This is a genomic window from Aquiflexum gelatinilyticum, from assembly GCF_024741135.1.
In the GTDB taxonomy this organism is placed as follows: Bacteria; Bacteroidota; Bacteroidia; order Cytophagales; family Cyclobacteriaceae; genus Cognataquiflexum; species Cognataquiflexum gelatinilyticum.
Genome location: NZ_JANSUY010000004.1, coordinates 53,639 through 70,509, shown reverse-complemented (window position 1 = coordinate 70,509; position 16,871 = coordinate 53,639). Strand labels below are relative to the sequence as shown.

The 16,871-nt window shown below is 42.6% G+C and carries 14 protein-coding genes; 9 read left to right on the top strand and 5 right to left on the bottom strand.

From position 1 onward, the window contains the following. Positions 1-10: 10 nt before the first annotated feature. The 4 genes from NU887_RS08150 to NU887_RS08135 form a co-directional block, all read right to left on the bottom strand. Entirely contained in the window at positions 11-691 is a 681-nt protein-coding gene (locus tag NU887_RS08150) for a hypothetical protein (RefSeq protein ID WP_258422865.1), read from the bottom strand. Positions 692-769: 78 nt separating this feature from the next. Further along, positions 770-2,059 carry an APC family permease gene (locus NU887_RS08145; RefSeq protein WP_258422864.1) on the bottom strand — a complete coding sequence of 430 codons (1,290 nt, stop codon included), beginning with the start codon at positions 2,057-2,059 and terminating at the stop codon, positions 770-772. A gap of 105 nt (positions 2,060-2,164) precedes the next feature. Beyond that, entirely contained in the window at positions 2,165-3,223 is a 1,059-nt protein-coding gene (locus NU887_RS08140; RefSeq protein WP_258422863.1) for an NAD(P)H-dependent glycerol-3-phosphate dehydrogenase, read from the bottom strand. Then, positions 3,201-4,898 carry a 1-acyl-sn-glycerol-3-phosphate acyltransferase gene (locus tag NU887_RS08135; RefSeq protein WP_258422862.1) on the bottom strand — a complete coding sequence of 566 codons (1,698 nt, stop codon included), beginning with the start codon at positions 4,896-4,898 and terminating at the stop codon, positions 3,201-3,203. The genes NU887_RS08140 and NU887_RS08135 overlap by 23 nt, the downstream gene beginning before the upstream one ends. 212 nt (positions 4,899-5,110) lie before the next feature. Here NU887_RS08135 and NU887_RS08130 point away from each other — a divergent pair, with 212 nt between their 5' ends. Then, positions 5,111-6,085: a polyprenyl synthetase family protein gene (locus tag NU887_RS08130; protein WP_258423079.1), complete on the top strand. Its 975-nt coding sequence runs from the start codon at positions 5,111-5,113 to the stop codon at positions 6,083-6,085. Between the two features lie 65 nt (positions 6,086-6,150). On the opposite strand, the gene NU887_RS08125 is transcribed toward NU887_RS08130, so the two are convergent. Continuing rightward, positions 6,151-7,380, bottom strand: coding sequence for a peroxiredoxin family protein (locus tag NU887_RS08125; RefSeq protein WP_258422861.1), 1,230 nt, complete (start codon positions 7,378-7,380; stop codon positions 6,151-6,153). 446 nt (positions 7,381-7,826) lie between these two features. Here NU887_RS08125 and mraZ point away from each other — a divergent pair, with 446 nt between their 5' ends. The 8 genes from mraZ to NU887_RS08085 are packed head-to-tail and all read left to right on the top strand — an operon-like array spanning position 7,827 to position 16,870. Next, positions 7,827-8,267, top strand: a complete 441-nt coding sequence (gene mraZ, locus NU887_RS08120; RefSeq protein ID WP_258422860.1) for a division/cell wall cluster transcriptional repressor MraZ — start codon at positions 7,827-7,829, stop codon at positions 8,265-8,267. 2 nt (positions 8,268-8,269) lie between these two features. Continuing rightward, complete coding sequence (gene rsmH / locus NU887_RS08115) at positions 8,270-9,175, top strand: 16S rRNA (cytosine(1402)-N(4))-methyltransferase RsmH (protein ID WP_258422859.1); 906 nt, start codon at positions 8,270-8,272, stop codon at positions 9,173-9,175. A 1-nt stretch (position 9,176) separates the two neighbouring features. Continuing rightward, positions 9,177-9,554 carry an FtsL-like putative cell division protein gene (locus tag NU887_RS08110; RefSeq protein ID WP_113924074.1) on the top strand — a complete coding sequence of 126 codons (378 nt, stop codon included), beginning with the start codon at positions 9,177-9,179 and terminating at the stop codon, positions 9,552-9,554. Next, on the top strand, positions 9,555-11,666 hold the full coding sequence (locus tag NU887_RS08105; RefSeq protein ID WP_258422858.1) for a penicillin-binding protein: 2,112 nt from the start codon (positions 9,555-9,557) through the stop codon (positions 11,664-11,666). After that, positions 11,667-13,130: a UDP-N-acetylmuramoyl-L-alanyl-D-glutamate--2,6-diaminopimelate ligase gene (locus NU887_RS08100; protein ID WP_258422857.1), complete on the top strand. Its 1,464-nt coding sequence runs from the start codon at positions 11,667-11,669 to the stop codon at positions 13,128-13,130. Between the two features lie 3 nt (positions 13,131-13,133). Beyond that, entirely contained in the window at positions 13,134-14,345 is a 1,212-nt protein-coding gene (gene mraY, locus NU887_RS08095; protein ID WP_258422856.1) for a phospho-N-acetylmuramoyl-pentapeptide-transferase, read from the top strand. Further along, a complete protein-coding gene (gene murD / locus NU887_RS08090) occupies positions 14,346-15,698 on the top strand; it encodes a UDP-N-acetylmuramoyl-L-alanine--D-glutamate ligase (protein WP_258422855.1) in 1,353 nt (450 codons plus the stop codon). Continuing rightward, entirely contained in the window at positions 15,698-16,870 is a 1,173-nt protein-coding gene (locus NU887_RS08085; protein ID WP_258423078.1) for an FtsW/RodA/SpoVE family cell cycle protein, read from the top strand. The genes murD and NU887_RS08085 overlap by 1 nt, the downstream gene beginning before the upstream one ends. Position 16,871 lies beyond the last annotated feature (1 nt).

Sequence of the window (16,871 nt, the reverse complement as noted above, 5' to 3'; positions counted from 1 at the left end):
TTCCGAAGTATCAATCCTCAAAATCAATCAACTCCCATTTTTTGAACAAGTCAAAATTCAGAGAAACATAAAAGATGTTGGCGTCTAATCCTGCGTAAGGTTGGAAGGTGCCACCATTTCCATCTGAAGCTGTAAAGTTTCTATTGAAGAAAGTATTCAGATAATACTTTGCTTTGATACTTGTTCCCTTTGGTAATGTATAGCCGATGAACAGAGCATGCTGCAATGTATTGACCCTGTCACTGAACCATACACTGAATCTTTCAGTCCTCTTTTCATCGACAAAAGTTCGCTCACGGTAATTCATGGCAATCTCGAGTTCGTACCCTGCAAAGAAAAACCGGTCCTCCATGTGTCCCAATTTGATCCCTATGGGAATACCCAAATTATAATTTCTCACTTTCTTCCTGACAGAAGCGGATTCGTCAAATATAAAACCCACGTTGCGGATATTGACTCCTGTAAACCATCCAAAAGATTCACTTTGGTCAAAGTTAAGAAGTGTCTGAAGGTTAATCACCGGAGAAAACCTCAAAACATTGTTGTTGTTTTGTAACGTTCCTGTAGAAAAGATCCATTCCCCACCTGAAGTGAAATAAGGCTTGCCTTCTTTTGTCACTGTTTTGTTTTGGGCAAATGACATGGAAATCATGCAGGAAACAATAATAAGTGTTGTGTAGATTTTTTTCATATATCAAATTTTTTTGGCTTAAAACAAATATCTAAAACTAAAATTAAATCAAATAATTTAAGTATGATTAATTCGGTATTATTTAGAAATATTTTTGGCAACAGAATGGATCCCAAAAATCAATAATCCTAAAGTTGTCCAAAGAACAGTATCCCAAATTTCTTCTGATTTGGTACCTGAAAGCAGCCAAAGCGTAGCACCTATCCCGGCTATGGCAAAGTAATTACCAAATGGGATTTTGAAAAATTCGCCTTCGGGATTGATTTTTCTAAGCTTGATCAAGGAAGCACAGACCAAAGCATACAAAATCAGCCGTGAAATTACCGAAACAGCTAATGAACTCATAAATCCCCATACTATGGCCACAAAAGCTACCAAGGCTGAGAAAAACAAAATAGAGACATATGGAGTAGCAAATTTTGGATGGATTTTTCCGAATAATTTTGGCAATTGATCTTCTTGACTGAGTGCAAAAGGCAATCTCGATCCACTCAAGATCTGGACATTCAGTGTTCCCAAAATCGAAATCACAGCTCCGACCGTAATGAAAAGCCCTCCATACCAACCCATAAATATTGAAGCTGCATCGGCAAGGGGTTTTTCGGAAGAAGCCAAATCAGGAAGTGTTCCAATAGAAACTATCTGGATCAAGATATAAAATCCGGCGATGACTGCTGCTGCTGTCAATAATCCAAAGGGCAGGTTTTTTCTGGGATTCACAATCTCGCCGCTATTGACCAAGCCGGCCTCAAACCCCCCGAAAGCAAAAACCAACAATAAGGTTGAGGCAGAAAAATCCTTCAAGGTAGGAATAGGATGGCCTTTCATCAGATCAAAATCAATGTAAAATAATCCTACGATGATAAATATGGCTAAGGGAAAAAGCTTTGCCACTGTTAGTACATTACTTACCCTAGCGGTATTTTTTACCCCAATCCAATTGAAATAGGCAATTACAGCAGTGATGAAGATGATAATGGCAATTCTTATTTCGGGTTGATTGAACTTGTCAGAGAAAAATGAAAGGTATAGCACCATCAGATTTATCAGGGTGGCATAGCTAAAAAGCCTCGTCAGCATCAGCAGCCAACCTATAATAAAGGCGGGAACAGGCCCAAAAGCAGTGTAAACATAAAGGTAAGGCCCACCCGTCTGTTCAAAACGTGAACTGACTTCTGCAAAGACCAAAATCAAAACAGCCATCACCAAGGCACAGACCACAAAGGCCAAAATGGAGTATACTCCTGAAAGCGCAAAAACTTTGGCAGGCAATGCGAAAATCCCCGCTCCGATGACAGAATTAATAATCAGGAAAACCAAATCCCATCTTTGGATGCCGCGCTTGAGTGTTGTGGGAGAATTTGTCAATTTGCTTTCTTTTGGTTGTTTACTTTCCTAATCCCCTCCTGATTCAGCTCCACAAATAAACAAATAAACAATAAATCAAATAACCACTTAAACAATAACCAAATTCTACAAGAAATCCACATCCACGCTAAACGGATATTTCATCAGGTATTGTAAAGCATCTTCAATCTTGAGGTCTTCAAAGAGGACTTTATATAGGTTTTCCGTGATGGGCGCCCGCATTCCAGTTCCCTCCACAAAGGCTTTGATGAGTTTGATGGTATTGACACCTTCTGCTACTTCCTCCATGGTATTCAGGATATCGTCGAGTTTCTCTCCCTTTGCCAATCTAAATCCAACGGTGTAGTTTCTTGACAAGGTAGAATTGCAGGTAGTCACAAGGTCCCCGATTCCAGCCAGGCCGATAAAAGATTTCAGACTTCCTCCAAGGGCATTCCCAAGGTACACCAGTTCCACCATACCTCGTGAAATCAGAAGTCCTTTTGCATTTTCTCCCAAACCCATTCCTGCAAGGGCGCCTGCTGCGATAGCGATGATATTTTTGAGCACACCGCTTAGCTCGACTCCGACAATGTCAGAATTGCCATAGACTTGAAATTTATCTGTACGGAGCAACCGCTGTCCCTCCAATATCACTTCGTTATATTTGCTGGCTACCACGGTGGCGCCCGGCTGACCGAGATAAAGTTCCCTCGCCAGGTTGGGGCCCGCAAGACATCCGACTCTAACTACAACAGTTTCCTTCATGATGACCTCGCTCATGGTAAGGATATTTTCCCTACTTATTTTCCCCATTTCCTCTAGGGTTTTCCCCTTTGGAAGGTTTAGGCAAAGTCCCTTTGTGCCATGAATGATCAGGTGGTAGGGATATAAAAAAGGAGAAAAAGAGCGGATTACTTCCTGAAAGGCTGAAGAAGGAACCATAAAAAAAATGGTATTACACGCTTTGCACAAATATTCCGGGTCTTGGGTCGCAAATATTTCAGAGTTTATCTCAGCACCGTCGACGGTATGTTTCTGGTTGATTTCATCGACCACTTCGGACCTTCTTACATATGCAATGACTTTGCTTTTCTCTGCCAGAATATTGGCGATGGCAGTACCAAAGCTTCCCATGCCCACGACACCGACTGATTTTTCTTTAGAAGAGTTTTTCGAGGTCATATCCATGAAGTCTGTTGTGGTAATAATACAATAGGTTCAAATCTTGGGTTTCAATATTCCCCATGCTGTTTTTGACTAATGGTCTCTTGGCATGGTACATTCCGACGTTAGCCAATCCATGGTCAATGATGCTGTCAATATCCATTTTCATATGGGGAGCGATCTGAACTTTTGACTCAGCTTCCAGTTCTTGGATTTTGTCCAGTACTTTTTGACATTCTTCTTTGAATTCATTGTAAATGATCACCACATCTTCTTCAGGTAACCTGAGAAGGTTGTAGAGATCCATTTTTTTATTTTCTCTTTTGATCATCTGAAAAGCAGTAAATGCAACGAGATGAGAACTGAAGACCCTGTTGATTTTGTGAAATTCCTCAACGATACGTTTTCCAAGATGGTAGGTGTATTCTTCCTCCCTTTGGGCATCCACGGTGACTTTTCCATTATAAAGGAAGTAATCTTTAGTATCTATTTTTCTTCCATTTCGGTCTATGCTGTTTCCTTCGTTGTCCACATAGTTGCCCAATACATCCAAGGCCTTCCCGACAGAAACAGAAATGTCTGAACCTTTTGTAAAGAACTTGACCAGGAATTTAGAGATTTTGTAGGAGGTGGAAAACTCGTCAGACTCCTTATAATAGCGTTCCTGACCTGTCAAAGCCAGGTGTTCCTGGATAAGACTTGGTGCCTCTAGAACGAAGTGGTAGTTGATCGTGACAGGGACAATGAAAATCTTTCCAATTACATCATCTTCGCCTTTTTCAAAATTTGCTCTTTGGGCTTCCACCGCGGTACTCAACAAACCGAGTTTGAGTTTTTTCTCAATCATTCCGCTTCTCGAACGCGTACCTCCGGGAAAGAAAAGACTATGTACGCCAAACTGCAATGCTTCTGAAGAATATGTTTTTAATGTTTCAAGATAAATCAGGTTTTTCTTCCTTCGGTCAACTTTATAGGCGCCAAGGGCATTCATGAAGTAGGCAAAAATACTGATGTTGAAAAGGTTCAATCCGGCTCCATAGATGAAGGGCGGCAAGCCCAAAACGGAAATAATCCACCCGATCAAAATGCTGTCTAGATTGGAAAAATGGGTAGGAACCATCACGATCGTTCCCTTTGAAGCAAGTTCTCTGATCTGATCTGTCTCCCCTACAATCTGGATTTTGTCCTGAAGGCTAAATTGGTTGCTGAATATTGATTTAAATCCCTTGACCCTTGCGGCATTCAGCAGACGTGAAAATCCAAAAGTAACAATCCTCCTTGTGACCTTATAATGTGTATGGACAAAATTACTTGCGATTTCCTCCGAATACCGCATGGTAATGTCGTCGAGGATTTCGAGGTATTTTTTCTTCTTTTGGGTTTTGGTCAGACTGCTGTCGGCGCTGAGTTGGACGAGGCTGGATTTTACTTTTCCCCAAAATTCTTTTTCATCATCCGGATCCACAGCCCAAGGGTTTTGCTTCATCCTCAGTTTTTCACGGTAAAGGGTTGTTTCCAACTCCTCCCTGAGCAAATCCATATTTTCTGCGGTAATTTCTAGGACTGATGTTTTGCTGGCATCAGCCACTTTCCTTACAAAATCCTTCCTGTTTTTGCTGAGTTTTACAACGGGCCATTCATCCTTTTTTGGAAGGATTGGTTCGTATTTGTGTTTGATATAAGTATCAGCCAAGTGATTTTCTATTTTGGATGGATAGCAAAGATAACAAAAATCACCACGTTGGTACACGCAGATTTGGGCGTTTATAATCCGATTTTGAAGGGACAAAGAAAAAAAGTGGAATAGCCAAAACGATTTTAACTCGGGGCAGTTTGTTTGGTAATATTTCATCATGGGTTTTGTGCTGCTAAGAATCCATTGTATTATTGCAGCAGCATTGTTTTATGAAGCCTGACCTCAAACAGATTCAAGCACCTATAGCCACAGAGATGGAGGAATTTGAAATCAAATTCCGTGACTTTATGAAAAGTAAAGTCAAACTTCTCGACCATATCACCAATTACATAGTCAGACGTAAAGGCAAGCAGATGCGTCCTATGTTTGTTTTTTTGACTGCGGGAATGACCGGTGGGATTACTGAATCCACATATAGAGGAGCTGCTTTGATCGAACTTTTGCATACCGCTACGCTTGTTCACGATGATGTCGTAGACGATTCAAACTATCGTCGCGGATTTTTTTCTATCAATGCACTTTGGAAAAACAAGATAGCGGTCCTAGTAGGCGACTATTTACTTTCAAGAGGGCTGTTGCTCAGTGTGGACAACGGTGATTTTGACCTGCTCAAAATCGTCTCCAATGCCGTACGCGAAATGTCTGAAGGTGAATTGCTTCAAATGGCTAAATCACGAAAACTTGATATTACCGAAGAAGTCTATTACACCATCATCCGTCAAAAAACTGCGAGCTTGATCGCTTCCTGTTGTGCTGTCGGGGCATCAACTTCCGGGGCTGCAATAGAGATAATTGATAAGATGCGGACTTTCGGAGAGAAAATCGGAATGGCATTTCAAATTAAAGACGACCTTTTTGACTATGGAGAAGATGAGATCGGAAAACCTTTGGGTATTGACATCAAAGAAAAAAAGATGACGCTTCCCCTTATCTATGCCCTCAATAATGCCTCTTGGCTGGACAAAAGGAAAATAATCTACCTTGTCCGCAATAAAAACGAGGATAAAAAATCTGTGAATGAAGTCATTGAATTTGTCAAAAAGTCCGGCGGCTTGGCCTATGCAAATGAAGCCATGAACAGGTATTTCGAAGAGGCGATGACACTATTGACCGAATTTCCTGAATCCGAATATAAGACTTCACTCGAAGGTCTGGTCAGGTACACCATCGAGCGGAAGAAGTAACATAGCTCGAAAGATTTTATTTCCCCGGTCTACTGTGACTGAAAACTGCCTACTGCGACTGCAACCTATTCCTCAACCAATTCTTTCACAATCGCTTCATGTTCAGCAACCCATCGGTCATAGTAATCACCCGTACCGGGTCCAGTAAATCCAGTATGTATCTTCCTGACTTTTCCTTTTTTGTCCATATAAATCAGGGTAGGAAATGCCAGAACTTCATTCAAAGCAGGTAAGGCCTCTGAAGCCTTTTCCTTGTCACTGACCCCTGCGATCAGAAAAGTGTAATTGGCATTCAGCCTGTCGATTGTTTTCTTTACCCTTGTGCTTGCATAGTCAAACTCGGGCTTGCTTTCGAATGCAAGACCAATGATTTCAATACCGCGGTCTTTATTTTTTTCATACCAAGGGCCCAAAAACTTGGTTTCATCGACGCAGTTTGGACACCAGGTCCCAAAAATCTGCACCAATACCACTTTATCTTTAAATTTCTCATCTTGATTGGAAACAGGATTTCCATTTACATCAGGGAATGTGAATGAAAAAGTATCATAACCTTCTTTGAGGTAATTGAGGGAAAAAGCATCGGGAAGTTCAAAATTTTCATCCCGAATAGCCTGAAAAGTTTCCTTCGATTTAGGGCCGCTGCGGAAGCGTCCAGTCACCGAACCATCAGCCTGAAGTTCTCCGGAAAACAGAAATAAATGATTCCCATCGAAGGTGCTGAGGTAAAAAGAATTGCCCGAAACATTGCCTTCTAGGTACCGATAATCCCCTAGTTTGGTAAGGAATGTGCCGGTGATTTTATCTCCCTTTTGGGTAAAGATTCCAACTGCGGGATAGACATCTCCATCCGCTTCCAAAAACTCTGTTTTCCACTTTCCTGAAAAATCAGCGGTGGGTTTTTCGGTCACTTCAAACCTGTTTTTTTCAGTCTTTTTTGCTTTGAATGGGACAAAATAATTGGTTGCGTAATTTTTGGTAAAAATACCTTCTATCAGCCCGTTTTCCATGATTTTGGCCCGAATCTCTGCATCAAAAGTTCCCATTGTAACCTTGATAGAATCACCGGTAACCGCCACCTCATCAAAGGTCAAAATTTCCTCTGCATGATAAGCTTCCATAGTCCATTTTTCACCGTTTTGAATAAATCCTATTTCAAAGGGAAGGAGGTCACCGCCAAGATCGAGCTCAGCATGCCACTTGCCTTTGAGATTGGGATTTTCAGTTTTTTTGTTTCCGCATGAAATAAGAAAAATAGCCGAAACCGAAAGGGTAAAAACAGAAAGTAGCTTCATTATGAGTTGTGGAGTTTTTTGGTGCAAATAAAATCAAAATCTATTAACCTACTGGTTTTGTGTGGTAAAGATTTTTTTTTGACAAAAGGTTCATTTCGTAAAAATTGACTTTTGTCTTGGGGGATTTTTCCTGAAATACCAAAACCTTTGGGAAATTGCCCCACTTTTCTCCCAAAATGCTAAAAGTGTATTTGATCTCGATTATTTTTCATTTCATTTTTATCAAAAACCTCATTTTTGAATTGTTTTTGATGTTTTTTTAGTAGACTGATTTACCTCAAGTCATTGAGCACCAAATAAAAAAAGGCTGAAATTTTTGATCATTTATTGTAATAAATCAAACTTTTAAATAGTTTTAAGAAAAAGTGGAGAAAAGTGGGGAAAAGTGGTGGATTGTGTAATTGCTTTTCTTACTTTTGTCTTTGTAGTAAATCCAAGATAAGCCCATGGGAATGTTCAACGGTCTGTATGAATGCAAGGTGGATCCGAAAGGACGTCTGGCATTGCCTGCCAAAATGAAGGCGGCAATTCCTGACTCCAACGGTGATACCCTCATTTTACGCCATGGAGACGATGGATGTCTTGCGTTGTACACCCAAGTAGAGTTTAAAAAACTTTTACATCAGATCAATGCGCTTTCAGACCGCGATCCTATCCAAAGAAGGATCAAGAGAGGATTTTTTGAAAGCATGACTGAAGTGGAGCTGGACAGCGCAGGCCGTTTTTTGATCCCCAAAACTTTTCTACAAAAGGCTGGCATTGATAAAGACGCCACTGTATTGGGTTATGGCTCTTTTATCGAAATCTGGAATCCTGAAAAATACGGTCAAAATTCTATAAAAGACCAGGATGAGCTGTCGAGCTTGATGGACCAATATCTTTCCTGACTATGACAGCCCTTCCTTATCATATTCCCGTGATGCTTGGCCCCTGCATTGAAGGATTGGCTATTAATCCCAATGGGATTTATATAGACCTGACTTTTGGTGGTGGCGGACATTCGAAGGAAATACTCAAGCATCTTGAAAAAGGACATTTGTATGGATTTGACCAAGATGTAGATGCTGAAGAGAACACTCCAGAAGATGACCGCTTTTCATTCATTCAGGCCAATTTCAGGGATTTTAGAAAATATCTCCGATTGTACGGGGTAAATCAGGTAGACGGGATTCTTGCTGATTTGGGGATTTCTTCCCATCAGATCGATGAACCTAAAAGGGGTTTTTCGACACGTTTCGAAGGAGAGCTTGACATGAGGATGAGTAGCGGGATGGACATTTCTGCAAAGGATGTCCTGAACACCTACGAGGAAGGGAAGCTTCACAAGATTTTTGGCATTTATGGAGAAATCAAAAATGCCAAAACTCTAGCACAGGCGGTCGTCTCCCAAAGAGCGGCAGCACAATTTGAAACAACAGCAGATTTCAAAGCGCTACTCCAAAAATATGCGCCGCGAGGCAAAGAGTTCAAATACTTCGCCCAGGTGTTTCAGGCATTGAGGATTGAAGTCAATGATGAGATGGGAGCCTTGGAAGATATGCTGAAACAAACAGTGGATGCCTTGAAGCCCGGAGGAAGGTTGGTCATTATGAGCTACCATTCCTTAGAGGACAGGTTGGTGAAGAACTTTATCAACAAAGGAAAATTCCAGGGTGAGGTTGAAAAAGATTTCTACGGCAACCTGATCAGACCTTTGGAACCGATACATAGAAAGGCACTCATCGCTGATGAGGAAGAAATACAGAGTAACAACAGGGCACGCAGTGCCAAACTGAGAATAGCTGAAAAGAAATAAGATGAGCCAAAATACTTTCAAGAAGAAAATCCAACAAGGTTCTTCTCCAAAGGGGAATGGTAAAAACATCTTTACCATGATCGAAGAGAAGCTCAACGTGACCGGTATTCTCGGAGAAGGTGTTCCGGTCCATTTTGCACCGCCTTTCTTCTTCGCGGCTTTCTTGGCGCTCATTTATATATGGAGCAACCACCGTGCAGACAACATGATCCGCAAGATCGAAAAACTGCAACAGGAAGTCGAAGACGTCAGGGCAGATGTCACCACGCTCGAAGCGGAGTTTATGCTAAGCAGCAAGCAGTCTGAAGTTGCTAAGAAAATTGCGCCTTTGGGCATCGTAGAAATTGATGAACCACCGATTAAAATCATTGTTGACTAAGTGAATATAAAACGTTCCATAGTACTGCGTGTAAGGATAGCCTTCATTTTGGTGGCTTTGTTTGCCGGGGCAATCTTCTACAGGATTGTCCATTTGCAGTTTATGGAGGGTGAAAAATGGCAGGCAAAGTCTGAGACGCTCAATTTCCAATACAAGCAGGTTACCGCTACAAGGGGAAATATCTATGCTGCTGACGGAAGTCTTTTGGCTACAAGCCTACCGTTTTACAGGGTGGTGATTGATCCAATGATGGCCAAAGAAGATGTGTTTTCAAAAGGCATTGACTCTTTGTCTTACTTTTTATCATCACACTTCAAGGACAAATCCGCCAATTCTTACAAAAGAATGATCAAAGATGCCCGCTCTGAAAAGAAGCGCTATGTCGTTCTCAACAGAACCCAGATTGGTTATCAGGACATGCAGAAAATGGCAAAATGGCCGATTTTCAGAAACGGACGCTCAGGTGGCGGTGTGATCTTCGAGAAAGTAGAAAAAAGATACAGACCCTTCAATAACCTCGCGAGCAGGACAGTAGGATTTGTCAATGAAGACAAAAACGGAGCAGGAATAGAATACAGCTTCAATAACTTTTTGGAAGGTAAAAATGGAAAAGCCCTTTTTCAAAGAATTGCCGGTGGTTCTTGGAAGCCTGTTTTTGATGCAGAAGATATCAAGCCGGACGACGGATATGATATCCTCACCACCTTGGATGTGAATATACAGGACGTGGCAGAATCCGCGCTTTTGAGACAATTGACAAACAAGGATGCTGAATTTGGATGTGTCATCGTGATGGAAGTCGCTACCGGCCAAATAAAAGCATTGATCAATCTCCAAAAAAATAAGGACGGATTGGGATATGGAGAGAACTACAATTTTGCTATCGGCGACCAGGGTTTGACGGAGCCGGGTTCGACATTCAAGTTGCTTTCCATGCTCGCTTTGCTTGAAGAAGGTAAAATCAACCTAAAGGATTCCATTGATACGGGGAAAGGAACTTTCAAATTCTATGACAGAAATATGAATGATTCCAAAGAGGGTGGCTATGGTAAAATCACAATCAAAGAAGCTTTCGAGAAATCTTCCAATGTGGCTATATCCCGGCTTGTAGAAGATAATTTTGGACACAATCCAAGCAAGTTTGTCGCCTACATTGAAAAAGCAGGACTCGACAAGCCGATTGATTTTCAATTGAAAGGCGAAGGGGTTCCTTATTTCAAAAAGCCCGGAGAAAAGAATTGGTACGGAACCACGCTTCCTTGGATGTCAATCGGCTATGAGGCCAAGTTGACACCTTTACACACCCTCATGCTATACAACGCCATAGCAAACGATGGTAAAATGGTCAAACCAATGATCGTTAAGGCTGTAGCTAGGGGGAATCAGATAGAAGAAAAATACGAAACTGAAGTGGTCCGCCGCAGCATTGCCTCCTCCAAGACCATAGACCAATTGAAAATTTTGCTAGAGGGAGTCGTCCAAAACGGCACTGCCAAAAATGTTTACACAGAGGAATACAAAATAGCAGGTAAGACAGGAACTGCCCAAAAGCTAATCGGTGGAAGGTATACACAGCGGTACTACACTTCATTTGCTGGATACTTTCCTGCAGACAATCCAAAATATTCGGCCATTGTGGTGATTGACAGTCCAAAGGGTTTTGCTGCCTACGGTGGAGATGTTTCAGCTCCTGTATTCAAAGAAATTGCGGACAAGATTTTTGCGCAGGATCTTGAATTGAATGAAAAGGAAAATGACAAAACCTATTTGACTTCCAATTCAGGGACTTTTCCACTGATTCAGGCTGGCAAGATGGACGAGCTTCAGATGATCTGCAACAAGTTTGGAATCTCCAACCATGTATCGGGTGAGACTGAAGAAGAATGGGTCAAGTCTACCCCGGTCAACAAAGCCGTGATCTGGAAAGCCAACAAAGTGGATTCACCAACAGTGCCTGATGTGACAGGCATGTCGTTAAGAGATGCTTTGTATGTATTGGAAAACAAAGGAATACGTGTGGTCTATCAGGGTAAGGGAAGGGTCAGAGGCCAATCTATCAATCCCGGTACTCCGGTAAACAATGCTTATGTAATCAATTTAGTATTGGGATAAATGAAAGTACTGAAAGACATATTGTACAAAGTCTCCCTGACTTCTACCATTGGAAACATGGAAGTGGAGGTAGGCGATATTGTCTTTGACAGCCGCAAAGTCCTTTCGGGAACGGTTTTCGTAGCCATTTCCGGAACTCAGGTTGACGGCCATGCTTTCATCGAAACAGCCATAGAAAAAGGAGCTGTAGCCATAATTTGTGAAACGATGCCTGAAAAGCTCCAAGGAAATGTCACCTATGTTCAGGTGGTTAATTCCTCCAAAGCATTGGGAATCATGGCATCCAATTATTTCGAAAATCCATCTGAAAAGTTGAAGCTCGTGGCGGTAACAGGTACCAATGGGAAAACCACTACCGTCACGCTTCTTTATCAGTTATTTATGGAAATGGGGTATCAGACAGGTTTGCTTTCCACAGTGGAAAACAAAATCAACGAACTGACCATCCCTTCCACACATACAACACCTGATGCGCTGAGCATTCAGAAACTCCTTCGTCAAATGGTAGATGCAGGCTGCACCCATTGTTTTATGGAGGCAAGTTCTCATGCTATCGTCCAGGAAAGGACAGCGGGTCTGACGTTTGCCGGAGCCTTATTTACCAATATCACACATGACCACTTGGATTACCATGGTTCTTTTGACGAATACATCAAGGCCAAGAAAAAGCTATTTGATGAACTGCCAAAAGACGCTTTTGCACTAGTCAATGCAGATGACAAGCGGGGCATGGTCATGTTACAAAATTTCAAAGGCTCAGGCCATACTTTCGGGTTGAAATTCCCCGCTGACTTCAAAGCCAAAATCATTTCCAATACCCTCGAAGGACTTGAACTTGAGATTGACAACAGACAGGTTTGGTTTAGGATGATCGGTCAGTTCAATGCTTATAACCTACTTGGGGTATTTGCCATTGCGGTGCTGTTGGGCGAAGAAGAGGAAGAAGTGCTGATGCAGCTTTCCAAAGTTCCCGGAGCGCAGGGTCGTTTCGACAAAATCGCCATGTATGGCATCACTGCCATCGTCGATTATGCCCATACGCCTGACGCACTCGAAAATGTCCTCAAAACCATACAAGGTGTTAGGACCGGAGGAGAACAGGTAATCACGGTCGTCGGCTGTGGCGGCAACAGGGACAAAACCAAAAGACCTGTAATGGCCAAGATCGCAACCCAATTTTCGGACAAAGTGATCCTAACTTCAGATAATCCCCGAGACGAAGAACCTATGTCCATCCTGAGAGAGATGGAAGCAGGAATCAATCCTGTGGATTTCAAAAAAACACTGGTGATAGAAGATAGAAGAGAAGCCATCAAGACGGCCGCTGTCATGGCGAAAAAGGGAGACATCATCCTTGTAGCAGGCAAAGGACATGAAACTTATCAGGAGATAAAAGGGGTGAAATATCCTTTTGATGACCGCCAAGTAGTAGCAGAATTACTTAATCTATTGAATAAAGACTGATATATGCTATACCCTCTTTTTGATTATTTGAATTCAGCATACGATATCCCTGGAACAGGGGTTTTCCGCTATATCTCCTTCAGGGCAGGAATGGCGGCGCTTTTTTCATTGATCATTACAATCACATTTGGGCATAGAATTATCAACTGGATCAGGAACAAGCAGATCGGTGAAACAGTCCGCGACTTGGGTCTGGAAGGTCAGGCTGCAAAAAAAGGAACACCTACCATGGGTGGACTGATGATCATGGCAGGCATCATCATCCCAACGCTGCTTTTTGCCAATATCAATAACGTCTACATTCTCCTCCTACTTATCACTACTATTTGGTTGGGGACCATTGGCTTTGTGGATGACTATATCAAAGTATTCAAGAAAAATAAAGACGGTCTTGCAGGTAGGTTCAAGATCGTTGGTCAGATTACTATCGGAGTTATTGTCGGAGCTACGCTTTACTTCCATGAGGATGTGGTGATCCGTGAGTTTACAAATCCTGTTTCTATCGAAGAAGGAGTAGTTGAAACCCCGGCTTTCAAAGATGTGAAAGTGGCAAAGACCACTATTCCTTTTGTCAAAAACAATGAACTCAATTATGAAACCTTTTTGGGTTTCATGGGGGAAAGCATCACTCCTGTGTTGTATATACTTTTGGTGATTTTCATCATTACGGCAGTTTCCAACGGAGCCAATATCACAGATGGGATTGATGGATTGGCAGCAGGGACTTCCGCGATCATCGGACTGACGATTGCGATATTCGCCTACGTTTCCGGCAACGCCATTTTCTCCCAATACCTCAATGTAATGTTCATTCCCAACTCGGGTGAGCTGGTGATTTTCTGCGCTGCGTTTGTGGGTGCCTGTGTCGGTTTCCTTTGGTACAATGCCTTTCCAGCACAGGTTTTTATGGGAGATACGGGAAGCTTGATGTTGGGTGGTGTGATCGCTGTCTTGTCTTTGACTTTGAGAAAAGAACTGTTGATTCCTATCCTCTGCGGGATTTTCCTGGTCGAAAACCTCTCTGTGATCATGCAGGTGAGCTATTTCAAATACACCAAAAGAAAATACGGAGAAGGCCGCAGGATTTTCCTGATGTCTCCTTTGCACCATCATTACCAGAAAAAAAATATCCATGAAGCCAAAATCGTAACCCGCTTTTGGATTACCGGAATCCTTCTGGCCATCATCACATTGGCAACATTAAAACTAAGATAAATGAAAAAACAGATAGCCATATTGGGTGCAGGCGAAAGCGGATTGGGAGCGGCATTGCTCGCCAAGAAGCATGGCTATGCGGTATGGGTATCTGATGCCGGGACCATCAGCGCTTCCAGAAAACAAACCTTGACCGAGAACGGGATTGGCTTTGAAGAAGGAATGCATTCGGAAGAAAAAATCCTTTCTGCCGGCGAAATCATCAAGAGTCCCGGGATTCCGGAGAAAGTCGCCATTGTACAAAAAGCAATAGAAAAAGGAATTCCGGTTATAGATGAATTGGAATTCGCTTTCAGGTATTCCAAAGGAAAAGTAATTGCGATCACCGGCACAAACGGAAAGACCACGACTACGCTCCTGACTTATCACCTACTCCAAAAAGGAGGATTGAATGTAGGGTTGGGAGGAAATGTAGGCGAAAGTTGGGCCGCCCAATTGGTGGACGGAGACAGAGATTGGTGGGTATTGGAAGTCAGCAGTTTCCAGATTGACGGCTTCAAATCTCTGAAACCTTCCGTGGCAGTATTGACCAATATCACTCCTGACCATTTGGACAGGTACAATTATAAAATTGAAAATTATATCGCTTCCAAAGTCTCCCTGTTCAAAAATATGGATGAAAAGGATGCGGTAATTTATTGGCTTGACGACCAACTGATCCAATCAGGTTTTGAAAAAGTGAATTTGAAAGCAGATCGGTTACCATTTTCACTCAAAGAACTGCAAAACAAAGGGGGGTATTTTGATGGAAATGCCATCACAGTACAAGCCGTTGGAAAGAAATTAACAATAGACCCAAAAGATATTATCCTGAAAGGAACCCACAACATGCTCAACACCATGTGCGCCTCATTGGCAGCAACATTGGCAGGCGTGTCCGAGGAAGCCATCAGGGAAGGATTGAAGGATTTCCAAAATGCAGCCCACAGGATGGAACCGGTGGCTACAATTGGTGGAATTGATTTTATCAATGACAGCAAGGGCACAAACGTAGACGCGACGGCTTATGCACTTGACAGTTACAAATCACCTTTGATCTGGATAGCCGGTGGAGTGGACAAAGGGAATGATTATGCAGCCCTATACCCTCTGACTGATGGAAAAGTAAAAATGCTGATCTGTCTCGGCGTGGACAATGAGAAGTTGAAGAAAGCATTTTCGGGAAGGATTCCTGAAATCAAAGAAACACAGAGCATCGCTGAAGCAGTGGCCTTGGGATTGGAATTTGGGAAGGAAGGCGATGTGGTTTTGCTTTCCCCGGCATGTGCAAGTTTCGACTTGTTCAAGAATTATGAGGATCGAGGAAATCAGTTCAAAGCCGCAGTGGCAGCATTAACCGCGACAGCAAAATGATGGAGAACATAAAAATATGGTTTGACAGAAATCTGAAGGGTGACCCGATTATTTGGGGCATCGTGATCATTCTTTCTGTCATCAGCATTGTGGTGGTCTATTCTGCGACGGGTTCTTTGGCATACAAATACACCGGCGGCAATACGGAAAAATACCTGATCGACCATTCAATGATGGTGCTTGCTGGTCTATTGGTCATGTGGGTCGCCCACAAGATCCCATACAAGACTTATGGTCTTATCGGAAGGTTTCTGCTATTGGTATCCATCCCCCTTTTGTTATTCACATTCTTGTTTGGCTCTACTGTCAATGAAGCTAACAGGTGGATCACCATTCCTGTCATCAACAAGGCATTCCAGCCTTCAGATATCGCAAAATTGGCATTGATTGCAACCTTGGCCTCATTGCTCGCCAGAAAGCAAAAGAATATTGACGATTTCAGAAACGCCTTCCTTCCGATGATTGTGGTTATTGGCTTAGTTTCCGGCTTGATCGGATTGGCCAATATGTCTACAGCAGTGTTGTTGCTTTCGACTTGTTTGTTGCTGCTTTTCATTGGCCGAGTACCGATGAAATACATCATGATGGTTGTTTTGGTTGGTGGATTGTTCCTGACAACTTCGGTTTTCTTGGGACAAAGGGGCGGAACTTTCTTTTCCAGGATAGAAAAATTTATGTCAGGGGATGAAATTCCTTTCCAGGCAGAGCAATCATTTATCGCGATTTCAACAGGAGGAATCACTGGTAAAGGTCCAGGCAAATCCGAACAGAGAAATACGCTTCCGCATCCATATTCTGACTTTATCTATGCCATCATCATCGAGGAATACGGGATGGTTGGCGGTGCGACGGTATTGTTCCTTTATCTGGCACTGTTGTTCCGGGGAATGCGGATCGTCGCCTCCTCGACCAAGCCGTTTGGAGGATTGCTTTCGGCGGGACTGAGTTTCGCTCTTGTGCTACAGGCCATGGTCAACATGGCGGTTGCGGTGGGATTAGGCCCGATTACCGGTCTGCCATTGCCACTGCTAAGCATGGGAGGGACATCATTGGTATTTACAGGATTTTCATTGGGAATCATATTGAGTGTTAGTAGAGGTGACCATCAGGAGCAATTGGACAGTCCATCTGAGGGAAGTAATAAAGTGAGGAAGACATTTCAAACAGCATAAG

Bases quoted from the DNA above. Each gene is read 5' to 3' on its own strand.
- NU887_RS08125 (WP_258422861.1), bottom strand. From the start codon at position 7,380: ATGAAGCTACTTTCTGTTTTTACCCTTTCGGTTTCGGCTATTTTTCTT.
- NU887_RS08140 (WP_258422863.1), bottom strand. From the start codon at position 3,223: ATGACCTCGAAAAACTCTTCTAAAGAAAAATCAGTCGGTGTCGTGGGC.
- NU887_RS08085 (WP_258423078.1), top strand. From the start codon at position 15,698: ATGGAGAACATAAAAATATGGTTTGACAGAAATCTGAAGGGTGACCCG.
- murD (WP_258422855.1), top strand. From the start codon at position 14,346: ATGAAAAAACAGATAGCCATATTGGGTGCAGGCGAAAGCGGATTGGGA.
- NU887_RS08110 (WP_113924074.1), top strand. From the start codon at position 9,177: ATGAGCCAAAATACTTTCAAGAAGAAAATCCAACAAGGTTCTTCTCCA.
- rsmH (WP_258422859.1), top strand. From the start codon at position 8,270: ATGACAGCCCTTCCTTATCATATTCCCGTGATGCTTGGCCCCTGCATT.
- NU887_RS08130 (WP_258423079.1), top strand. From the start codon at position 5,111: ATGAAGCCTGACCTCAAACAGATTCAAGCACCTATAGCCACAGAGATG.
- mraY (WP_258422856.1), top strand. From the start codon at position 13,134: ATGCTATACCCTCTTTTTGATTATTTGAATTCAGCATACGATATCCCT.
- NU887_RS08150 (WP_258422865.1), bottom strand. From the start codon at position 691: ATGAAAAAAATCTACACAACACTTATTATTGTTTCCTGCATGATTTCC.
- mraZ (WP_258422860.1), top strand. From the start codon at position 7,827: ATGGGAATGTTCAACGGTCTGTATGAATGCAAGGTGGATCCGAAAGGA.
- NU887_RS08100 (WP_258422857.1), top strand. From the start codon at position 11,667: ATGAAAGTACTGAAAGACATATTGTACAAAGTCTCCCTGACTTCTACC.